The organism is Pseudoalteromonas sp. G5_S1_14_S5 (assembly GCF_054968605.1).
Genome location: NZ_JBQKUM010000018.1, coordinates 48,069 through 68,347, shown reverse-complemented (window position 1 = coordinate 68,347; position 20,279 = coordinate 48,069). Strand labels below are relative to the sequence as shown.

The 20,279-nt window shown below is 44.3% G+C and carries 25 protein-coding genes and 1 other RNA gene; 20 read left to right on the top strand and 6 right to left on the bottom strand.

Annotated elements, in window-relative coordinates; genetic code table 11:
- Positions 1-122 precede the first annotated feature (122 nt).
- The 3 genes from ACTRWI_RS07810 (at position 123) to vexH (ending at position 4,748) form a co-directional block, all read left to right on the top strand.
- Positions 123-284 carry a hypothetical protein gene (locus ACTRWI_RS07810; protein WP_499130313.1) on the top strand — a complete coding sequence of 54 codons (162 nt, stop codon included), beginning with the start codon at positions 123-125 and terminating at the stop codon, positions 282-284.
- Between the two features lie 319 nt (positions 285-603).
- Positions 604-1,635 (top strand): efflux RND transporter periplasmic adaptor subunit, encoded by a 1,032-nt coding sequence (locus ACTRWI_RS07805; RefSeq protein WP_499130317.1) that lies wholly within the window; start codon positions 604-606, stop codon positions 1,633-1,635.
- Positions 1,635-4,748: a vibriobactin export RND transporter permease subunit VexH gene (gene vexH / locus ACTRWI_RS07800; protein WP_499130311.1), complete on the top strand. Its 3,114-nt coding sequence runs from the start codon at positions 1,635-1,637 to the stop codon at positions 4,746-4,748. Before ACTRWI_RS07805 ends, vexH begins: the two co-directional genes overlap by 1 nt.
- A 98-nt stretch (positions 4,749-4,846) precedes the next feature.
- On the opposite strand, the gene ACTRWI_RS07795 is transcribed toward vexH, so the two are convergent.
- The gene (locus ACTRWI_RS07795) at positions 4,847-5,440 is read right to left on the bottom strand and encodes a thioredoxin domain-containing protein (RefSeq protein WP_499130309.1); all 594 of its coding nucleotides are present in this window, start codon (positions 5,438-5,440) and stop codon (positions 4,847-4,849) included.
- A gap of 127 nt (positions 5,441-5,567) precedes the next feature.
- Here ACTRWI_RS07795 and ACTRWI_RS07790 point away from each other — a divergent pair, with 127 nt between their 5' ends.
- Positions 5,568-5,888 (top strand): DUF1244 domain-containing protein, encoded by a 321-nt coding sequence (locus tag ACTRWI_RS07790; RefSeq protein WP_499130307.1) that lies wholly within the window; start codon positions 5,568-5,570, stop codon positions 5,886-5,888.
- Between the two features lie 86 nt (positions 5,889-5,974).
- Here ACTRWI_RS07790 and ACTRWI_RS07785 read toward each other — a convergent pair whose 3' ends face one another.
- Positions 5,975-7,042, bottom strand: coding sequence for a PLP-dependent cysteine synthase family protein (locus ACTRWI_RS07785; protein WP_499130305.1), 1,068 nt, complete (start codon positions 7,040-7,042; stop codon positions 5,975-5,977).
- 150 nt (positions 7,043-7,192) lie between these two features.
- Between ACTRWI_RS07785 and ACTRWI_RS07780 the strand changes: the two genes are divergently transcribed.
- Complete coding sequence (locus ACTRWI_RS07780; protein WP_499130316.1) at positions 7,193-7,645, top strand: Lrp/AsnC family transcriptional regulator; 453 nt, start codon at positions 7,193-7,195, stop codon at positions 7,643-7,645.
- Between the two features lie 62 nt (positions 7,646-7,707).
- Positions 7,708-8,373, top strand: a complete 666-nt coding sequence (locus tag ACTRWI_RS07775) for a hypothetical protein (protein WP_499130303.1) — start codon at positions 7,708-7,710, stop codon at positions 8,371-8,373.
- Positions 8,374-8,485: 112 nt separating this feature from the next.
- Here ACTRWI_RS07775 and tesB read toward each other — a convergent pair whose 3' ends face one another.
- Positions 8,486-9,346, bottom strand: a complete 861-nt coding sequence (tesB, locus tag ACTRWI_RS07770; protein WP_004739955.1) for an acyl-CoA thioesterase II — start codon at positions 9,344-9,346, stop codon at positions 8,486-8,488.
- Between the two features lie 168 nt (positions 9,347-9,514).
- Between tesB and ACTRWI_RS07765 the strand changes: the two genes are divergently transcribed.
- Positions 9,515-9,955 (top strand): YbaY family lipoprotein, encoded by a 441-nt coding sequence (locus ACTRWI_RS07765; protein ID WP_499130301.1) that lies wholly within the window; start codon positions 9,515-9,517, stop codon positions 9,953-9,955.
- Positions 9,956-10,029: 74 nt separating this feature from the next.
- Here the strand turns inward: ACTRWI_RS07765 and ACTRWI_RS07760 are convergent, their stop codons facing one another.
- Positions 10,030-10,332: an MGMT family protein gene (locus ACTRWI_RS07760; RefSeq protein WP_499130300.1), complete on the bottom strand. Its 303-nt coding sequence runs from the start codon at positions 10,330-10,332 to the stop codon at positions 10,030-10,032.
- Positions 10,333-10,383: 51 nt separating this feature from the next.
- On the opposite strand from ACTRWI_RS07760, the gene ACTRWI_RS07755 reads away from it, so the two are divergent.
- Both ACTRWI_RS07755 and ffs read left to right on the top strand, forming a co-directional pair.
- Positions 10,384-11,127: a VP0952 family biofilm-associated protein gene (locus ACTRWI_RS07755; RefSeq protein WP_499130298.1), complete on the top strand. Its 744-nt coding sequence runs from the start codon at positions 10,384-10,386 to the stop codon at positions 11,125-11,127.
- Positions 11,128-11,338: 211 nt separating this feature from the next.
- Positions 11,339-11,435: signal recognition particle sRNA small type (gene ffs / locus ACTRWI_RS07750), an RNA gene on the top strand.
- 108 nt (positions 11,436-11,543) lie between these two features.
- Here the strand turns inward: ffs and ACTRWI_RS07745 are convergent.
- Both ACTRWI_RS07745 and ACTRWI_RS07740 read right to left on the bottom strand, forming a co-directional pair.
- Positions 11,544-12,305, bottom strand: a complete 762-nt coding sequence (locus tag ACTRWI_RS07745; protein ID WP_499130297.1) for a transporter substrate-binding domain-containing protein — start codon at positions 12,303-12,305, stop codon at positions 11,544-11,546.
- A 192-nt stretch (positions 12,306-12,497) separates the two neighbouring features.
- The gene (locus tag ACTRWI_RS07740) at positions 12,498-12,803 is read right to left on the bottom strand and encodes a hypothetical protein (RefSeq protein ID WP_499130296.1); all 306 of its coding nucleotides are present in this window, start codon (positions 12,801-12,803) and stop codon (positions 12,498-12,500) included.
- A 248-nt stretch (positions 12,804-13,051) separates the two neighbouring features.
- Here ACTRWI_RS07740 and ACTRWI_RS07735 point away from each other — a divergent pair, with 248 nt between their 5' ends.
- The 11 genes from ACTRWI_RS07735 to ACTRWI_RS07685 all read left to right on the top strand — a co-directional run bounded on the left by ACTRWI_RS07735 (position 13,052) and on the right by ACTRWI_RS07685 (position 20,271).
- Positions 13,052-13,885 (top strand): AraC family transcriptional regulator, encoded by an 834-nt coding sequence (locus ACTRWI_RS07735; RefSeq protein ID WP_004739967.1) that lies wholly within the window; start codon positions 13,052-13,054, stop codon positions 13,883-13,885.
- 104 nt (positions 13,886-13,989) lie between these two features.
- On the top strand, positions 13,990-14,718 hold the full coding sequence (locus ACTRWI_RS07730; RefSeq protein WP_499130293.1) for an AzlC family ABC transporter permease: 729 nt from the start codon (positions 13,990-13,992) through the stop codon (positions 14,716-14,718).
- 2 nt (positions 14,719-14,720) lie between these two features.
- Positions 14,721-15,050 carry an AzlD domain-containing protein gene (locus tag ACTRWI_RS07725; RefSeq protein WP_499130291.1) on the top strand — a complete coding sequence of 110 codons (330 nt, stop codon included), beginning with the start codon at positions 14,721-14,723 and terminating at the stop codon, positions 15,048-15,050.
- Between the two features lie 60 nt (positions 15,051-15,110).
- Positions 15,111-15,416 carry an NIPSNAP family protein gene (locus ACTRWI_RS07720; protein WP_499130289.1) on the top strand — a complete coding sequence of 102 codons (306 nt, stop codon included), beginning with the start codon at positions 15,111-15,113 and terminating at the stop codon, positions 15,414-15,416.
- A gap of 81 nt (positions 15,417-15,497) precedes the next feature.
- Positions 15,498-16,280 carry a ribonuclease H1 domain-containing protein gene (locus ACTRWI_RS07715; RefSeq protein WP_499130287.1) on the top strand — a complete coding sequence of 261 codons (783 nt, stop codon included), beginning with the start codon at positions 15,498-15,500 and terminating at the stop codon, positions 16,278-16,280.
- A gap of 189 nt (positions 16,281-16,469) precedes the next feature.
- Positions 16,470-17,081: a polysaccharide biosynthesis protein gene (locus ACTRWI_RS07710; protein ID WP_499130286.1), complete on the top strand. Its 612-nt coding sequence runs from the start codon at positions 16,470-16,472 to the stop codon at positions 17,079-17,081.
- 7 nt (positions 17,082-17,088) lie between these two features.
- Positions 17,089-17,382 (top strand): hypothetical protein, encoded by a 294-nt coding sequence (locus ACTRWI_RS07705; RefSeq protein ID WP_499130284.1) that lies wholly within the window; start codon positions 17,089-17,091, stop codon positions 17,380-17,382.
- A gap of 14 nt (positions 17,383-17,396) precedes the next feature.
- Positions 17,397-17,714: a hypothetical protein gene (locus tag ACTRWI_RS07700; protein WP_499130282.1), complete on the top strand. Its 318-nt coding sequence runs from the start codon at positions 17,397-17,399 to the stop codon at positions 17,712-17,714.
- A 127-nt stretch (positions 17,715-17,841) separates the two neighbouring features.
- Positions 17,842-18,456 (top strand): LysE family translocator, encoded by a 615-nt coding sequence (locus ACTRWI_RS07695; RefSeq protein ID WP_499130280.1) that lies wholly within the window; start codon positions 17,842-17,844, stop codon positions 18,454-18,456.
- 21 nt (positions 18,457-18,477) lie between these two features.
- On the top strand, positions 18,478-19,458 hold the full coding sequence (locus tag ACTRWI_RS07690; protein ID WP_499130279.1) for a phosphotransferase enzyme family protein: 981 nt from the start codon (positions 18,478-18,480) through the stop codon (positions 19,456-19,458).
- A gap of 36 nt (positions 19,459-19,494) precedes the next feature.
- Entirely contained in the window at positions 19,495-20,271 is a 777-nt protein-coding gene (locus ACTRWI_RS07685) for a phosphotransferase family protein (protein ID WP_499130277.1), read from the top strand.
- Positions 20,272-20,279 lie beyond the last annotated feature (8 nt).

Below are 20,279 nucleotides of genomic sequence, written 5' to 3'. Positions count from 1 at the left end.
TTTTCCTAACTCATAATGGATAGGCTAAAGAGATGTTTTTCCCAACGCATCTCTCAAGTGCGGAGCGCATCATAGCAAACACGTTAAACCTGTAAAGGGTTTTTCTTATGGTTTTGTGTTAAATGCTGTCTTTTTGGGCAAAGATGGCGAAAAGTACGCATATTGCTCGTGAAGTGAACATCTGTACTAAGGTTTACGTAGTGGCGGGTAACGCCTTGAGGTTATTGGTTTTCTGTCTGGCTGTTGTTTTGGTTAAACCACCACGAAACGTAAACGAAATTTAATCTAGATTTACACTTCTTGACGTTACAGCATTCATCAGTTGATAGAATACAGTTAATTTCATTTATAGAGAATAATACCAATCGTAGTAAGGAACTTGTCTTTCTAGCTTATTAAAATGCTCGACAGCTGCGTTAGGATTTTTGATTGTAGGATAACTATTTATCGAAGTTATCCTGTTGAGAGGATCAGCCTTGTTCTCAAGCTTTTTCTCTACGCTATTTCTGACCACTTACTCACTGTGATTGCTATAAAACTTACTTGCAGACCATAATTATGAAAAATAAATCTGTTTTAACCCTGCTGAACTTGTCTATTCTTATGTCGTCTCCAGCCGTACTTGCAAAGCGCATGGGCCCAAGCACTGTCACTGTTGTTACTGAGCAGGTTGATATTCACCAAGTTAGCCAATCCCTTTCTCTCGTTGGAAAGCTAGAAGCTGAGCAATCAGTAATGATCACTTCTGAGGTGGCAGGGCGCGTTGACTCTATCAACATTAAAGCGAATCAAGATGTGACTAAAGGTCAGATGTTGGTTCAGTTAGATGACGATAAGGCAAAAGCTGCAGTTGCAGAAGCGCAAGCGTATCTAAAAGACGAGAAGCGTAAACTAGCGGAATTTCAACGCTTGGTAAAACGTAACGCGATCACGCAAACCGAAATTGACGCGCAGAAAACCAATGTAGAGATCGCTAATGCTCGTTTGGCGGCAGCAAATGCCAACCTAAAAGATCTTCACATTAGCGCACCATTCTCAGGCACAGTCGGCTTTATCGACTTTAGCCGCGGAAAAATGGTGACAGCGGGTACTGAACTAGTAACTCTAGATGACCTTTCAGTCATGCAGTTAGACCTTCAGATCCCTGAACGTTACCTTTCTAAGCTATCTAAAGGCATGAAAGTGACGGCTCGCACCAGTGCATGGGGAGATATAGAATTTACAGGTTCAGTGGTTGGTATTGATTCTCGTATTAACGCAGAGACATTAAACCTTCGAGTTCGAATCAATTTCGATAACAACAATGATTACCTAAAGCCGGGCATGTTGGTGTCGGCAGCGATGGACTTCCCACCAGTTGAAGCACCAATCATTCCAGTTCAAGCCCTGGAGTACTCAGGTACTAAACGTTTTGTTTATGTGGTTGATGAAGATAATAAGGCAACGCGAACGGAAGTCCTCCTTGGTGCTCGTATCGACAACGAAGTTGTGATTGAAAAGGGTATCGAAATTGGCCAGAAAATTGTCGTTCAGGGTATCGTGAACATGCGTGACGGTGTTCAGGTTCAGGAACTTGCTATAAATCGACCGGCTGACTCAGCAACCAAGAAAACAGTACAAGAAGGCGCTAACTAATGTTGTTATCTGACGTTTCAGTAAAGAGACCAGTAGCAGCTGTCGTATTGAGTTTGCTATTGGTTGTGTTTGGTATTGTCTCTTTTAGTAAGCTTGCCGTTCGTGAGATGCCTGATATCGAAAGTCCAGTGGTATCGATCAGTACACGCTACGAAGGCGCATCAGCGACCATCATCGAGAGCCAAATAACCTCCAATCTTGAAGACCAACTATCCGGTATCAGTGGTATTGATGAGATCGAGTCTACCACTCGTAATGGTATGTCGCGTATTACGATTACCTTTGAATTGGGTTATGACCTAAATACTGGTGTTAGTGACGTTCGTGACGCCGTTGCTCGTGCACAGAGATCTTTGCCTGACGAAGCTGATGACCCGATTGTATACAAGAACAACGGTAGCGGTGAGGCTTCGGTTTACATCAACCTAAGCTCTACTGAGATGGACCGAACGCAGTTGACCGATTACACAGAGCGTGTGTTGATTGATCGCTTTAGTTTGATCTCTGGCGTCAGTTCGGTGGATATCTCGGGTGGCTTGTACAAAGTCATGTACGTGAAGCTAAAACCTGCGGAAATGGCAGGGCGTGGTGTGACCACATCTGATATTACGTCTGCACTAAACAATGAGAATATCGAGAGCCCGGGTGGTGAAGTTCGTAATGACGCGATAGTGATGTCCGTTCGTACCGCTCGCTCATACACAGAAACGGCAGATTTTGAATACCTAGTTGTCAAGCGCGCTTCTGACAACACGCCGATTTATCTTAAAGATGTTGCTGATGTTTACATTGGCGCAGAGAACGAAAACTCGACTTTTAAGAGTGACGGCGTTGTTAACGTCAGTATGGGAATCGTGCCTCAGTCAGATGCAAACCCACTTGAAGTGGCAGATCTAGTACACAAAGAAGTGGAAGCGATTCAGAAGTTCTTGCCAGATGGTACGCGTTTAGCTGTCGATTATGACTCGACCGTGTTCATCGATCGCTCTATTTCAGAGGTTTATAGCACACTCTTTATCACTGGTGGCTTAGTTATCCTCGTACTGTACATCTTTATCGGTCAAGCTCGTGCCACGCTTATCCCTGCGGTAACGGTACCTGTATCTTTGATATCGTCGTTTATTGCGGCTTTCTACTTCGGTTTCTCTATCAACCTGATTACCTTGATGGCACTTATCCTGTCGATTGGTTTGGTGGTTGATGATGCAATCGTGGTGGTTGAGAATATTTTCCACCATATCGAACGAGGTGAGTCGCCACTGCTTGCGGCTTATAAAGGAACACGAGAGGTTGGCTTCGCGGTAATCGCAACGACGCTTGTATTGGTGATGGTATTCTTACCAATCTCGTTCATGGACGGCATGGTTGGTCTTCTATTTACCGAGTTCTCTGTATTGCTTGCTATGTCGGTGATCTTCTCGTCGTTAGTCGCATTGACGTTAACGCCAGTGCTAGGCAGTAAGATCCTAAAAGCGAACGTGAAACCAAACCGTTTTAACCTGTTTGTTGAAGGTGTATTTGGCAAATTAGAATCTGGATACCGCTCGGTATTACGCCGCGCGTTAAATTGGCGTTGGGCTGCTCCTATCATCATTATCGCATGTCTGGGTGGTAGTTATGGTTTGATGCAGCAAGTGCCAGCGCAACTGACTCCGCAAGAGGACCGCGGTGTTATCTTTGCGTTTGTTCGTGGGGCTGATGCAACCAGTTACAACCGCATGTCTGCCAACATGGACATTGTTGAAGAACGTTTAATGCCATTGCTTGGTCAAGGCTTCTTGAAGTCATTCAGCATTCAATCGCCAGCATTTGGTGGTAATGCCGGTGACCAAACGGGCTTCGTTATTATGATCCTAGAAGATTGGGATGAGCGTGACGTGACCGCGCAAGAAGCACTGAATGAAGTGCGTAAGTCATTAGCCGGTATTCCTGATGTACGAGTGTTCCCATTCATGCCTGGTTTCCGAGGTGGGTCGAGTGAGCCAGTACAATTCGTGCTTGGTGGCTCAGATTACTCTGAACTGCAAAAGTGGGCGGAGATCTTAAAGCAAGCAGCTGAAGATTCGCCGATAATGGAAGGCGCGGATATCGACTACTCAGAGAAAACACCAGAGCTATTGGTTACTGTAGATAAGCAGCGTGCGGCAGAGCTGGGTGTGAGTGTTTCTGACATCTCCGACACCTTAGAAATCATGCTGGGCGGTCGCAGTGAGACAACCTTTGTGGAACGTGGTGAAGAGTATGATGTGTACTTACGTGGTGACGAAAACAGCTTCAACAACGCCAATGACTTGAGCCAAATCTACATGCGAACTCAGTCTGGTGAGTTGGTGACGCTAGATACTTTGACTCACATTGAAGAAGTCGCATCATCGATTCGTTTATCTCACTACAACAAGCAGAAGTCGATAACGATTAAAGCCAATCTGATGGAAGGTTACACGTTAGGCGAAGCTCTGGATTTCCTTGATGAACAAGCGATTGAGCAACTACCAGGTGATATTTCGGTAAGCTATTCGGGCGAGTCTAAAGACTTCAAAGAGAACCAATCGAGCATCTTGGTAGTGTTTGCATTAGCGATGTTGGTGGCGTATTTGGTACTGGCGGCGCAGTTCGAGAGCTTCATTAACCCGTTAGTGGTGATGTTCACTGTACCTATGGGTATCTTTGGTGGCTTCTTGGGCTTGGTAGTGATGAGTCAGGGGCTCAACGTCTACAGCCAGATTGGTATGATCATGTTGATCGGTATGGTAACCAAAAACGGTATCTTGATCGTTGAGTTTGCTAACCAACTGCGTGATCGCGGTATTGAGTTTGAAAAAGCCATCATTGATGCTTCTGCTCGACGCTTGCGTCCAATCATGATGACGGCGTTTACTACGCTTGCAGGTGCTATCCCATTGATTACTTCAACAGGCGCGGGTTACGAAAGCCGTGTGGCTGTAGGTACGGTTATCTTCTTCGGTATGGGTTTTGCGACCTTGGTGACTCTGTTTGTAATCCCTGCGATGTATCGATTGATTTCTGGTACAACTCGTTCACCTGGTCACGTCGAAGCGGTGCTAAACAAAGAGCTAAGCCATGACAATATAGGTAGAACTAGCCACGGTTAATGTAGTGGTATAGATAAGTAATTGATGAAAGCCCGACAACTTAGTCGTTGTCGGGCTTTTTATTTTGTTTGCGAATGGTGCCAGAAAAGAGTGAGACTCTATTGCTCGCTCAGGTATTGAATGGTTTCGAGCAGTTCTTCCATAGAGCGGTGGCCTCTTAGTTTCACCATATAGCGCCCATTAATAATAAAGCTCGGAATGCTGTTAATCGACGCTTGCTCGGTCTTAGATACAGCGTCTTCCACAAATTTAGCCCATTGCTGTTGTTGGGCTTGAGTCATGTCTTCTTGTTTCACAAGGTTGTGTTCTTTGAAAAAAGCGTCGATATCCGTTTCTTGCAGCGGGTTTCTAGTTTGAACCAGCGAGAATAACTCACTCAAAAGTGCATGAGACATATCCGGCTTTTGAGCCAACACGGTGTAGTAAATACCCGCAGCTTGTAAGGTCGAGTCGTTAAAAATTACGTGAGTACGATGCAGTTCCAGTTCACCAGAGCCTTCTTTATCTTTGAGTAACTCTGTCATCTGCCAACAAGGCATGCAGGTCAATGAAAAGAATTTGTCTACTTGATACTCGGTCGAATAAGGTTTTTCCAAAAGCGTGTATTGTTTTCCCTCTGATGGAGATGCATAAGCAGTAGCGCTTAGGATAAGAGAAGCTAAAAGGATAAATACGTTTTGTAATCGTTTCATGAGAGTTCCGGTTTATCTGTGAATGTTTTGAAAAGCCTGCGTTTGCTCCTAGCGAAGTGCGAGCTTTTTTTGTATAACAATATCTGCTCAATACATTAAAAAATGAAAACTATTAAGGGACACCAAAGTGGCTGAATTTAAATACAAAGATCTTTCTCAAGAAGAACAAGACAAGCTGGATGCAGCAACCTTTCGTCGCCTATTAGCACACTTAGACAACAACAAAGATGTTCAGAACATTGATCTGATGATCTTGGCTGGCTTCTGTCGTAACTGCTTCAGTAAGTGGTACAAAGCAGAAGCTGAACAACAAGGTTTAGAACTTGATATCGATGATGCTCGTGAGCGTGTTTATGGCATGACTTACGATGAGTGGAAACAAAACCACCAACCAAGAGCAACACCAGAACAACTGGCTGCTTTTGAAGCGAAGCAGAAGCCAGAATAGTCTTAGCTTGTCGCTAACCAAAGACACACAAAAAGAGCCCATTAGGGGCTCTTTTTTATTCTGAAAGCTTGTGCTTTGCTTGGCGCTTAAGCTAGCTCACCCGTTTGAGAGAAAGTTTCTAACTTTGCAGCATAAGGCTGAAGGTCGCCAATGTTGTTTTTCACCCACTCGTCATTGAAGTAAGTGTCTAGGTAACGCTCGCCGCTATCACAAAGCAGAGTCACGATAGAACCTTTCTCACCACGCGCTTTCATCTCGCTTGCCAGTTGAAGCACACCGTACATGTTGGTACCCGTAGATGCGCCAACCTTGCGGCCTAAAATGTCTGATAACCAATGTGTCGTTGCAATACTTGCCGCGTCTGGGATCTTACGCATTTCGTCAACCACACCTGGAATGAAGCTTGGTTCTGCACGTGGACGACCAATGCCTTCAATTTTGCTGAATGTACTGCCTTTTACTTCTGTATTGCCTGTTTTGTAATACTCGTGGAAAACTGAGTTTTCAGGGTCGACAACACAAAGCTTTGTTTCATGCTGTTGGTAACTAATGAAACGGCCGATCGTTGCTGAAGTACCACCAGTACCCGGGCTCATTACAACCCAAGTTGGAACCGGGTGATCTTCCATCTGCATTTGATTGAAAATCGAGTTTGCGATGTTGTTGTTACCACGCCAGTCGGTTGCGCGCTCAGCGTAAGTAAATTGATCCATGTAATGGCCATTGAGTTCCGCTGCTAAACGACGAGACTCATCATAGATTTGGTCAGAGCGGTCAACTAGGTGTGCTTGACCTCCGTAGAATTCAATTTGCTCGATTTTTTTCTTCGCTGTGCATTTTGGCATTACCGCGATAAATGTAAGGCCAAGTAGACGAGCGAAGTAAGCTTCAGACACTGCCGTACTACCAGATGAAGATTCAATGATCGTAGTTTCTGGGCCAACCCAACCGTTACAGATAGCGTATAAGAACAGAGAACGCGCTAAACGGTGTTTCAAAGAGCCTGTTGGGTGTGTACTTTCATCTTTAAGATAGATATCAATGCCTTCAATGCTTGGAAGGTCTAGTTTGATAAGGTGCGTATCCGCAGAGCGTTGGTAGTCCGCTTCAATTTTACGAATCGCGTTGTTAATCCATTGATGGTCAGTGCACATAAGCGTTCTCCTGATCGAGTGTAGGAATTTTTTGTAATTGGTATGTTTTTAATTTAGCTAGATCTGGAGAGAAAAACTTTTCCATATTTGCTTTGTTTTGACTAAAATGTAGAAAAATATTCTATTTAAAAGTGATTTGGTGAAAGTGTGATAGATGCCGTCGATAAAAAAATATTAGCGTTATTACAAGAAGACAGCACCCTGTCATTGAACGACATTTCTGAAGCCGTCAACCTCACTACAACGCCTTGCTGGAAGCGTTTAAAGCGTTTGGAAGAGAATGGCATCATTGAAAAAAGAGTGGCATTGCTGAACCCTGAAAAGTTAGATCTTTCTTTTACCGCGTTCGTATTGGTCAAAACCAGCGATCATTCTCATGAGTGGTATGGTCGTTTTGTGAATACTGTGTCGGAGTTCCCAGAAGTCATGGAGTTCTACCGCATGGCGGGCGAGTACGATTACATGATGAAGGTGCAGGTTAAAGACATGAAATGCTTTGATGAGTTCTATAAGCGCTTAGTTAATAGTGTGGATGGTATATCGAACGTTACTTCTACGTTTGCGATGGAGCCGTTAAAGTACACCACCGCGCTACCGCTATAACCTTATTAAAGATTGTGTTTCGAGTTTAGATGTCGTCATCTCGATGAAGAAAAGGATTATTCATGTTTGCAAAAATTTCTACTGCTATTCAGCTCGTGTTAGCTGCCGCCATTTTTTACCTTGGCTACACTATCTATTCATTCACCAATAAAGTCGGTGAAATTGTCGATACCTATCCACAGGTTATCGAGGATTTTTCAGTGTTTACTAAAGAGCTAAAAGTCGAAGAGTTTCTGATACTGGCGGAGCACGTCGACGAGTTGGCACCACAGGTGCTGAATACCGTCGAAGATGTAAGAAAGACGGTCGAGAAGGTGAACAAAACGGTCGCATCGGTCGATAGCAAAATACCAGCTATACTAGACGAAGTGAAAAATGTTCGAGTTGAAGTCGGGCAGGTGAGAAGCGATGTGATTCCGCCAACGTTGACCGAACTCAAGCGCTACCGTGTTGATGTTATACCACCAATGCTTGCTGAAAGTAAGTCCTACCGAGAACAAACGATTCCTGTGGTGATTGCCGAGTCTGAGATGCTGAGAGCCGAAGTCCCCGCGATCTTGGTGCAAGCTAACTTGTTGGCTGACAAGAGTAAAGAACTTGCTCAAAGTGCGGCAGAAGGTGCGGTAAAAGGCGTGGTGTTATCGCCAATTAATTTATTGCGCGATGCGGGTGATGGCATAAAAACTCGAGTGCAAGGTGAGTCTAAGCCGGCCGAGCAGGGTGACTAAATACGGTTTCGTTGAGCTGCCATTGTGATTAAAAAGAGAAGAGGCTAGGTACGATACCTAGCCTCTTTTCGTTTAAGGCGTTTGCTTGCAGGCGCTAAGAAGTATTTGATGGCTATTTAGTAAAGCGCATCACACCTTCTTGAACGGCTGTCGCGACTAAATCGCCTCTCTGGTTATAGATCTCACCGCGTACTAGACCGCGAGTGTTGGCCGCTGTTGGGCTTTCAATCGCGTAGAGCAGCCATTCATCCATCTTGAATGGGCGGTGGAACCAGATTGAGTGGTCTATCGTTGCCACTTGGAAGTTTGGCGTCATTAGAGAGACTTCGTGTGGGTGAAGCGCAGTGACTAAAAAGCCCCAATCTGAAGCGTAAGCAAGCAAGTATTGGTGAATCAAGTGGTTGTCTGGCACCGCACCATTTGCTCTAACCCAAAGGTACTGTTTCGCTTCCGTCTTCTTTGGTTTTAGTGGGTTAACCACTGTTACAGGGCGCATCTCAATTGGCTTTTCACCACAGAAGGTTTTACGCAGTTTTTCTGGTAAGAACTCCGCAATATGGCTTGCAAGTTCAGTTTCAGACGCAAAGTTTTCCGGCCCTGGAATATCAGGCATTGGATTTTGGTGTTCAAAGCCCGGTGCGTCACCGTGGTAAGAAGCCGTCAGATAGAAAATAGGGCGGCCATTTTGAATCGCTTTAACACGGCGTGTACTGAAGCTGCGCCCATCTCTGAGATTCTCAACATCGTAAATAATCGGCTTTTCAGAGTCGCCTGGGAATAGAAAATAACTGTGGAACGAGTGAACACTGCGGTCGTCTTCAACGGTATAACGAGCAGCAGAAAGCGCTTGCCCTAAGACCTGACCGCCATAAACCTGTGGGAGACCGAGGTTCTCACTTTGCCCACGGAATAAACCTTCTTCCAGCTTCTCTAGCTGAAGTAAACTGAGTAATTCTTTTAAAGGTTGACTCATCGTCAGCATTCCTCTTCGTAAAATGAGTGTCAGATTATGGTGTTAATTAGTTAGCTTAGTCATATATCTGTCAATAAATCATAGGTTTTCAAGACAGAATATGAAAGCTCTCTTATAGTTAGTCTGGAGATTTGCCGAGTCCGGCAAACATGCTGAGAGAAATTGAATATGAAAATGGCTCTAATTCTTCTAACGTCTTTAGTATCGTTTGGCCTTTTAGTCGGTTGCCAAACAACATCAGAAACGAACGCTTCTCAGGAAGTGGTTGCAGAGAATACTCAAGTGATTTCAGGAACAGTTAGTTACCGCGAAAGAATTGCACTACCAGAGAATGCATTGGTTACTGTAACGCTAGAAGATATTTCACTAGCAGATGCTCCATCAACGGTTATCGCGACTCAAGAGTTCACAACCGATGGTAAGCAAGTACCGTTTGCGTTCGAATTAAGCTACGACGACAACAAGATTCAGCCTAACCACCGTTACAACATGCGCGCAACGATCCATGTTGACGGCAAACTACGTTTCACGACAGATACTATTAAGTCTGTGATCACAGATGTAGAAAACACACAACATGCTGACCTACGCTTGGTCGGTGTTCGCTAAGTAGAAATGGATGCCAGTGTTAAGGCATTTTGATTGGCTTAATCTAGCCAGTTGAATCGCGAATGATGGCAGCTCTAGGGCTGCCATTTGTATATTCTGAGTTTAACTTTTCCTGTATCGCTCACTTCAATACCCTCTTCCACCAAATGCTTCTTCTGGCGTTCAAATGAGTCGCCTTTCAAGGAAATCTCGCCTTTACTGTTGATCACTCGATACCAAGGGAGTTTGCTACCTTCAGGTAAATTACCTAATGCTTTACCCACATGGCGTGCATAGCCTGGAAAACCCGAGAAACGTGCTATGTCTCCGTAAGTTGTTACTTTTCCATGTGGAATTTGGTGAATCACAGCAAAGATTTGGGCTAAAAATTGGTCCATACTAAATGTTCCTAGTTCATGAATACCACGGATCGGTAGAAGGAGAGAGCTATGGTCTTTTCAACGTTTCAATTTCTAATTACAACATTATTAGCCGTTGTTTGTGCGAGAGCAATCAGTTTAAGTGAGGGAGACATCCCAGTATTGGCGATGGTGATTCCTGCGTTATGGATCTTACCGCAAGGTGGTATCGCAGGTTTAGCTCTACTTGCTGCCATGACAACTTATGGCTTAACCCTTCCTATACAGCCAATCACGCTCTCTGTTAGTACGTGGGTGCTTTTCCCGTTGTTAATGGTGGTCTTCTCAAGACGCAGTAGTTTGTCGGTGGTAATTATTTCGGGTTTGATCGTGACTACTTTGCAGGTCGGGATTATGGTCACGCAATCAGCAGGTAAGCTTGATGGCACGCCATGGGTGACTCTATTACAAGTCTTATCCATCATGGTTATTTGGTGGGCTGCTAATCATCTTAAACCCGCGAGTCAACATAGCTGGTGGTCATTAGGGTTAATCTTGCCTCTTTGGATAGCCGACTTGCCTTATGCTGCGCTTGTGGCCTTGTGTGTGACGGGCATCATGGCGTCAATGGAAGCGATGATGAAGTTGAAAACCTTCCGCTGGAATAAGTTACTGTGTTGGACGCTACCAACTGCTGGCTTCGCAGCACTAGTGATTACACCGAGCATTGAAGTACCAAGCCCTGTATTTGTAGTCTGGCTATGTTTGTTAGGAACGGCATGGATGACGGACTACATCATTCGTACTGAAGATAACGAAGACATCGATATCTAGTATCTACTCAATCTAGATGATGTTGTACGAGAACTTCAAATCGCAGGTAAATGGCGAATTTACCTGCGATTTACTGATGGTTTGAATAAAGGATAAGCACTTAGACCACAATTGATCAAAAAGAAGGGGGAAGGGCTTGCAATGGTTGCCGGGATGCTTAATAATCCACTCACTCTTTGAGGCAAGCCTCTTAGAAAACGAATCTATGGGGGCCTGGTCCTCCCGCAACAATAGCTCGTGAACTCGGTCAGGTCCGGAAGGAAGCAGCCGCAGCGTGTGACTTGTGTGCCGGGATGTGGCTGGGTTCCCACCCTTTAAAAAAGCCGCTCTTAACGAGCGGCTTTTTGTTATCTGAAGCTTTCCAAAAATTGACCAGCAATTTTCATCAGTGAAGCTCATTCATTTTGTGCGCTAGGCTATTCATAAATACTGTATGAGAAGTACTTGCTAGCAATCTTTTGGTGTTGACCGTTGTCGATCAGTCTTTGTATTCCACTATCGATAAGATCTTTGAGTTCATTATCTTGTTTTCGTACCGCTACACCAATACCACGTCCGAACCACTTCTCCTCGGTGAATTTAGGGCCGGTAAAGTGATAGTCCTTGCCTTGTTCTGTTTCAAGAAAGCCCGAATTGAGGCCCATAGAGCCACCAAATACGGTATCTAGACGACCGTTGAGTAAATCGGTAAAGGCTTCGTCGAATGAGCCATAACGTTTAATGTCTACATCTGGGTAAATCTCAGAAAGGTACTTATCGCCAATAGTTGCTCGCTGAACCCCAATAGTTAGGTCATTCAAGCTGTCGTCGTTCATATTGATCTCTCGATCTTTCTTCATCACAAAACGAGTAGGAACTTTGGCGTAGGGGATAGTGAAGTTTACTTTCTTTTCACGCTCTTCGGTAATTGTCATCGCTGCTATTATTGCATCGTTTTTTCGGCTTAGAAGAGATGGGATAATACCGTCCCAGTCTGTTTTTGAGATGATGCACTTCACCTCTAGCTCGATACACAGTGCGTTGGCCAAATCGACTTCAAATCCTTCTAATTCACCGTCCTGCGTTGTCCAACTGAATGGAGGGTAAGCCCCTTCAACAGTAAATCGAATTTGCTTCCAATCTTTTGCGTATGTGAATACAGAGAAAACACTGACGAATGCAACAAGTATCCATTTCATTTGTTATTTCCTTATAGTCATAATGGACACTGATAATTAACCACTTGTTAACATTTATCAACGTGAATACATATTGTTGTGAGCAAAGGCATAAATGGTGTTCAGTTTGTTTTGGCTCTATTTCTAGAGGTGGCTTTTGCACATCACATTGAGTTTGACCTCTCAATCCGTAGGCAGCACCACCGCCGATGTTTATTCAGAATCTTTTTTGCCTTCAACTTGTTCAGCAACCCAATCAATCGTTTTGGTTAAATAAAGTTTATTGGTTTCTGTATCACACCAATGCTTTGATAGACCTCTGCGATTAAACTCGCTGCCAATAGCGGCCAGTGTTTGATTGCTCGGCCTCCCGTAATACAAGGTATCGCACAGTTGTAGGTTCGACATCGACTGCGGGTATGAATTCACAGACGAAGAGTTCATGCTTAACGCTTTTGACTGGTTGTGAGTGCAGCCTGTTAGGCTTAAGAAGAACATAAGTGCTACGGTTTTTTTCATTATATCTCTCTACGGGTAGCTTATGGTGGGTGAGAATTATTGGCATGATTTAGCCATTCATTTGTCAATTTTTCGCCAAGTACTAGCCTAGCACGACTTCGCTCTTAATTAGAAAGCATTATCCCGAGCTTTGAATCTAAAGCTAAAAATAGTATTACCGACCAAAAGCGCAATTTTGTACAAAAGCTAAAAGAGCCTATAGAGTAGACTGATAAGTCGTTCGATAATTAACAGGCTTGGGAATTGTTATGGAGAACAAGAAACGTTCTAAAGAAAAGGCCGAATATAAAGTCGCTGAGGAGCTCGGCGGCATTGAAATCCTTAATGCTGAGTACGAAAAGCAGAACTTCTCACGTCATAGCCATGAGGGTTACACGCTTGGGGTTATAGAGCAGGGCGCTCAACGTTTCTATCGCACAGGTGGTCACCATATTGCACCACAAGACGCCATTATTCTGGTCAATGCCGACGAGGTACATAGCGGTCATTCGGCAACGGAAGGCGGTTGGGCTTATCGCGCCATGTACCCGCTCCCAGAGCAACTAGCCAAAATTACACAAGAACTAAACCTTCCTAATTATGGTGCCCCTTATTTCCCTAGGGCCGTTGTTGAAGACCCTGAACTCGCTAATCAACTGAGGTTGGTGTTTAATGCGATTGATGAATCGGATAACCGCCTGCTCCGTGAAACCTTGATGTATGGGATGTTGGTTAAGTTGATTAGCCGACATGGTAAGTCGAGCCTTAAGCCTCAGTTGGATAGTAAAACCCAGCGCCAACTTGTTCTGGTTAAAGAGTTTTTAGATGATTTCCCGCAGGCCGATGTCTCTTTGGAAGAGTTATCTAAATTGGCGGCCTTAAGTCCCTTTCATTTAGTTCGATCATTTCAGAAAGAGTTTGGTCTTCCTCCCCATGCTTATCAGATCCAGTCTCGTTTGAGACTCTCTCGCAAGCTTTTGAAGCAAGGGCATACCATTTCAGATACTGCCCAAGAGTGTGGTTTTCACGACCAAAGCCATTTTCACCGACACTTTAAAAAGGCCAATGGTTACACGCCGGGGCAATACATTAAGATGCTTTGAGCGTTGGTGAAAAATACGGTCGCTTAATCGAGCAAGTTTGTACAATCGAATCTACTCAGGTGTTTTTACATTGAATAGCCAATGTGAAGAGAGAAAAGAACAATATGGATAATCAAAAGATGGATAGGCGAACACAGTTGTGGAAGGGGGTTTTAGCGGGCATGCCTCTGAGTATCGCCGTGATACCGTGGGGAATCTTAGCTGGTTCATACGCGATTGATGCTGGATTGAATCAACTGCAAGCACAAGCGATGTCAGCGATCTTGTTTGCCGGCTCCGCACAACTGGTCGCGGCAGGGATGTTCAAAGCGGGCATTGGCCTTGGCACTATGTTGCTGACCACACTGTTCATCACCTCAAGGCACTTTTTATACAGTGTGTCGATGCGCGACAAGATAAGCCACCTTCCTGCTCGTTGGCGCGTATTGCTTGGCTTTTGGTTGACGGACGAGCTGTTTGCGGTTTGTAGTGGGCAGTCTCAGCAAGAGTTTAATCGTTGGTATGCCGCGGGGGTTGGAGGCGGCTTTTATCTGGTTTGGAACATCGCGAGCTTCGTTGGCATTGTCGCTGGAAGCCAAATCCCATCTCTTAATGACATTGGTCTCGACTTTGCGGTGGCTGCGACTTTCATTGCATTGGTATTCCCGCTAATCAGAACATTGCCTGTTGTGGTGTGCGTCTTGGTTTCATTGGTGATCTCGGTTGCTATGTCGGTGAATAACGTTGAAGGCGGGCTTATGATTGCAGCAATTGCTGGCATGTTTGCGGGCTTTTTCAGCGAGTCATTTCAAGAGCGCAATAACGGCAAAAAGCCAATCATGGAAGGGAAATAGAGATGATCTGTTTAACGATATTACTGATGACAGCGATTGTCTTTTTTAGCCGATACTTATTTCTTGAGCCAGCGATTCCGCTTCGACTCAACCAAACGGCGCGACGTTTATTACGTTATTCGAGCCCTGCGGTACTGACTGCGATCTGGGGGCCGATTGTGTTTGCCCCAGAGCAGACATTTTGGCCAAGTTTTGAAAACCCGTATTTAATCGGGGCGCTTGTAACAGGTTTGCTGATATGGAAAACAGGCAATGTACTGCTAACCATTGGTGTCAGTATGGCGGTGTTCTTGACCTACAACCTTGTGGCAATTGATTTCTTATTCAGTTGATGGCCAATCTAAATTTGGTTTGTTATTTGTTATTTGTTATTTGTTATTTGAGGGCGATATATGATTACTTGTTATGTTCGATATGTAATTGATCCTAAAAAGATTACGGAGTTTGAGAACTACGCAAAAATGTGGATTCCTTTGGTGGCTAAATTTGGCGGTCAGCACAATGGCTACTTTCTACCATCTGAAGGCGCGAACAATATTGCGATGGCACTGTTTTCGTTTGATAGTTTAGCGGCTTATGAAGAGTATCGAACCTTATCCTTAAAAGACCCGGAGTGTATTCGAGCGTTTGAATATGCGGATGAAGTTGACTTTATTGTGAGTTATGAGCGCAGCTTCTTTAGACCCGTTTTTGAGTGATTGACCTTGCAAGACGTGACTTGGTGACTTCTAATGTATTGCTTCACTGTTTGTGTCGTCAGTTTTTCGTAAGGAGTTAATTTGGCTAAGAAATATTATGTGGTTTGGAAAGGTCGTAAACCGGGTATCTTTACCACTTGGAATGAGTGTAAAGCGCAAGTCGATGGTTTTGCGGGCGCGAGATATAAATCGTTTCCAACACAGGGAGAGGCTGAATCTGCCTTTGGTGGTAGCTCGTCTTTTACGACTAAATCTGCGTCAGGTTCTAAGTCTGTATTTCCGAAGTCTAGTGGTGCAAACAAGTCAAAGACTCCACCTCTTTCTCAGCTGCAAATTACTGACATGCCATTTGATATTAAAATCTTTACTGATGGTGCTTGTGAACCTAACCCAGGTGAAGCGGGAACGGGTTTAGCGGTTTATTTGAAGAATGATCTCACTGAACTATGGTATGGCTTGTACCAACCGATGGGGACTAACAATACTGCTGAGTTACAAGGCTTAGAACAGGCCTTTATTCTCGCAAAAGAGAAGCTGAAAGCTGGGCTGTCTGTTGCGATTTATAGCGACTCAAAATATTCGATAGACTGCATCACTAAGTGGGCATCAGGCTGGGAGAAAAAGGGTTGGACTAAGTCTGGTGGCGAGATAAAAAACCTCGATATCATTAAAGTCGCTTATGCTCTTTATCAAGAGCTTAAATCTCAAATCACTATCTACCACGTAAACGGTCACGTCGGTATTGAGGGTAATGAGCTTGCTGACCGAATGTCTATTGTGGCGATCTCTTCGAAAGAGCAAGGCTTGAATCGCTATACCGAAACAGACGATCTTGCAGAGATCTTAGCATTGCGTGCCGGTTAACAAGAACTGCTCGTAAGAGCAAAACCTAACTGAAGCGTTACCGCTTTGAGCATGTAACGCTTTGTTTTATTTTCTATTCTACTTGACAGCTTTAGCTGGCCCTAAGCGGGGTTCTCTATCCAGTTAGACAGCTGCTTTACGCTCAGCTTAGCGGTGTGTGTACTTGGCGGGGTGCTCATTGCGCTCAACATGCCTCTGTTGCTGCTGATGTTACCTGTTGAGTTCAAACCCTATCAGATTGTTCTTCTACTCATTCCTACGATGCTTGACGGGGCATCCATTTATATGATTACCGGACAAGAACGCTGGGTGATGGCAAGTTTTGTTGGAGTAGAGGAGCTGGCCGTTTACGCGGTTAGTGGTAAGTTTGCGTTAATTCTAGGCTTGCTACTGCAACCTTACGCGCTTTGGTGGTTTCCAAACCGAGTCGCTATGCTTCAGCACCCTGGCGGTAGCAAAATGTTTGCAGACAGAGCCTTAATCGGAGTTAACCTAGCCATAGTGTTAGGGGGCTTGATGATCTTAACTGTCCCTGGCTTTAGTTCCCTTATCTTACCAAGCAGTTATTATCAGGCTGGGGTCATAGTGGTCGAATTGCTTGCCATCGCTGTTATTAAAAGTGCAGGCGACTACCTCAATTTAGGTTTTTTCAGCGGTGACTCTGGTCAATCTCAGATATGGATACAAGGCGGCTGTGCGGTATTGGCAGCAATTGGTTATTGTACCATTACCCCAATATACGGAGTGTGGGGCGTGATTGCGGTTCTATGTGCTATTTATACTTTGAGGCTACTGCTTTAGCCAGTCGATGGAGCGTTTGCCTTATGATCATCGTAGATGGATAACTGCAATCAGCATTACCATTGTCGCTATTGTTTGTGACCGTGTTCTAAGACTTTTCCTGGTCGATGTCCATGAGTTTGTTTTAGGAACCTTTGTTGCATTGATTACGCTGGTGGCCTTTGTGAAATATTCGGTAATCGTTATTTCACAGGCTCTATTTGATAAGCCCACACCGGGAAAACAGCCACACGCCAATCAAATAAAACACTGTTCATTATTAACTAAATTAGATAGTATTTATAGATTTAATGAATGCTAGCTATGGAAAGATATATGAATAAGTGGATTGTACTTTCAGCGTTTTGCTCAACTCTGTCTTATGCTTCTGCTGAGCTTGTCAGCCAAGATTTATTGTCTCACCATTTTGATGCCCCAGAGCTCCCATCTTTGAAAACGCAACACAGTGTTTGTAACAGCCTTGTCTGTAATTCGATATCCGAACCCAAATTAGTTTCTTCTGCGGGGGATTTTCCTGAACGCGAATCGAACCCAACAATAGATACGATAACCAGCGTAATCTACTTTGTGGGTGAAATGGGCGTTGCTGAAAACCTATCGACTCCAGAATATGAACAATTCTTTGAGAACTAGCTGAAATGTGACATAACGAGAGGTGCTTCTTTTTTGTCCTATTACAAAGTACATAAAATGCTGTTATAAAAGCTTCTATCGCATTGAGTGATTTGATTACGTAATACAGGACGACTAGGACGCCCCGATGGAAATATGGAAGTTGCTGCTGTTTATTCCAGCGTGCTTTGCGCTGAACATGACGCCTGGCCCAAACAATCTTTTGTCGATGAATAATGCCCGTTGCTATGGCTTTAAAGCAGCATTTATCGCAGGGTTAGGCAGAATCTTTGCTTTCTCAGGAATGATTGCGTTGGCGGCGTCTGGTTTGGCTGTCGTTCTTTATACTTCTGAGACCTTGTTCTTCCTGATCAAACTTTTTGGCGCAATGTATCTATTGTGGATCGCGTTTAATTTATGGCGCTCTCAAGCTAGCCCTGTCGTAGGCATCGAACGCAATAAAAATGGGTTTGGTCTAGTTAAACAAGAGTTCGCCCTTGCAGCTGGTAACCCTAAAGCGATACTCATCTTTACCGCATTTCTGCCTCAATTCGTTGATGTTTCAGCCAATGTAAACACACAGTTCTTCATTCTAGGTGGCACATTCCTAGTGTTAGAGCTGATCGCGATATCTATCTACGCTACTTTTGGTTTATACCTCAGAAACTGGTTCTCCAAGCCGCAAATGGCGAAGCGTTTCAACAAAGCGTGCTCGGTTTTTCTTACTCTATCCGGTGCTAACCTGTTGCTGAGTCGACAGTAGCGAATTAGGGCTGAAAGTAATATGGTAAGTACAGAAATCCTTTCTCATTGGCCAGAAACCAAACCCCACATGTCCTTAACTGAAGTTACTCTTGGGGCAAACAACTCGGTGTATAAGGTTGAATCCATGCCAGCTTTCTTTTTGAGGAAGTACCTAACTCATGATGCCGGTCGTATGCTCAATGAGCATAAATTGCTGTTCTTTTTATCTCAAAAAGTACCCACTGTCGTTTCGCCTTGTCTCACTTCAGATGGGCAAAGCTTTGTTGAGGTCAATGGTGAATACTATGCATTGTTTCCAAAGGCTCATGGTTCCTTGATTGAAAAGCATGCTTTGACAGACAAGCATGCATTCGAAGCCGGTATTACCCTTGCAAAGCTTCATCGTCAGTTGAGTCTCTACCCTCGAAATATAATGCAAAACGAGGTATTTCCAGTTATTCAACTGTCATGGAATAGAGAACAATGGCTGCAGCGTCTTGATAAGATCATTGCTGCTATCGAAGCAAAAGGGGAGCAAAATGTTGAGGATGCTTGGGCGCTGCGAAGGTCTGTGCAGCAACGTTGTTTTTTAGCAAATGACCACTGCGTCCACTCTTATCAGACCAAAACCGAGAGAGTACTCATTCACGGCGACTTCCATCATTATAATCTCTTCTTTGATAATCGTTCTAAGGTGAGTGGTATTATCGATTGGGACTTGGTTCAATACATGCCACCTGCCTACGAAATAGCCCGGGCTTGCATGTACATGTTTGATATGGATGTGAAGAAGTCGGTCGAATTTGTTAGCGGTTACTTGTCCATTAATGAACTTTCAAAGGCGAGTATTATTGATGGGATCTGTGCTTGGGGCATTTTTGCTGACCACCATATTTGGGCGTTGGAAGAGGTGTATTTAAAACGGAACTTAGCCGCACGTAAATTCATACCTCATAAAAACTTTTCGCCTTTTGCTCAGCAATGGTCATTGATAGAGGCGCGCTTGGTAAATAAGCGATAAAGGTTAGGCGTTTCATTGTATTTTCAGGAGGCTCTAATGAGCAACGAAGACCTATCTAAAATGGGTTCGGCTAAGGTAACTCTTGTAAATCGTAACGGCGTACCTTGTATTCGAAAGCAGGGGGCGGGTGAGGTTGAGATTTCTTTTTACCAACATGCTGCGCAACATTTATCTGGCGTGCACAGCCCTAAATTGTTGGCTGCGGAAGGAGATACCCTGTTCATCGAGCACATTCCTCACTCTTTAACAATAAATGAGCTTCAAAAGACTTCTGAGTTACATCAGCAACTATCTTGTATTCATCAGTCTCAATACTCGCCGAGTTTTGAAGTGAAAGAGCATAGATGGAGTCCCTGTGACACTGAAGCAGCACTCATCCCTCTGAATTTACCTCAAGTGACTCAAGACAGCTTATTGTGTATCCAGAAGCTTAGTGATGTTCTGTTTAACCGTAATAACTTGATCTCTGGTGATGCGAACCAAGGAAATTGGGGCAGAAGAGACAACGGTGAGCTCGTATTATTTGATTGGGAGCGTTTTGGTTATGGCAGCCCAGCTATCGATTTGGCACCGCTCGTTTCTCGGATGGGCACTTTGTCGGATTATGAGTGTATTATTGACCAGTACCTGCCACATAACAATCTGGTTTCACGAGAAGATTTAATCAAGCAATTGATTATAGCGAAAAGCTGGATCGTTGTTGAAGTGACGAACCTATTAGTCACGCGCGACATTTCAGATGCGTCGAAGTATCTGGAATGGTATAGGAAGCAATTACCAACTTGGCTAGCTACTGTAGAAGGTCTGCTGTAACAAGGTCG